Raw genomic sequence first — 354 nt, forward strand, 5'->3', positions numbered from 1 at the left:
TTCGATCAAGAGCTTCGCTTGCGCTAACCCCATCAATTAACCTTCCGGCACCGGGCAGGTGTCACACCCTATACGTCCACTTTCGTGTTTGCAGAGTGCTGTGTTTTTGATAAACAGTCCCAGCCATCTGGTCACTGCGACTCCCGACAGCTCCATCCGCAAGGGACTTCACCATCAAGAGCGAACCTTCTCCCGAAGTTACGGTTCTATTTTGCCTAGTTCCTTCACCCGAGTTCTCTCAAGCGCCTTGGTATTCTCTACCCGACCACCTGTGTCGGTTTGGGGTACGATGACTTGTAATCTGAAGCTTAGAGGCTTTTCCTGGAAGCAGGGCATCAATGGCTTCCGCACCGT

1 rRNA gene is annotated in these 354 nt (G+C 52.3%); it reads right to left on the reverse strand.

Features of this window, described 5'->3' with window-relative positions:
- Positions 1-354, reverse strand: a 23S ribosomal RNA gene (locus tag J9892_RS21385); the annotation flags it as partial.

The organism is Aeromonas sp. Prich7-2 (assembly GCF_017939255.1).
GTDB classification, from domain to species: domain Bacteria; phylum Pseudomonadota; class Gammaproteobacteria; order Enterobacterales; family Aeromonadaceae; genus Aeromonas; species Aeromonas caviae.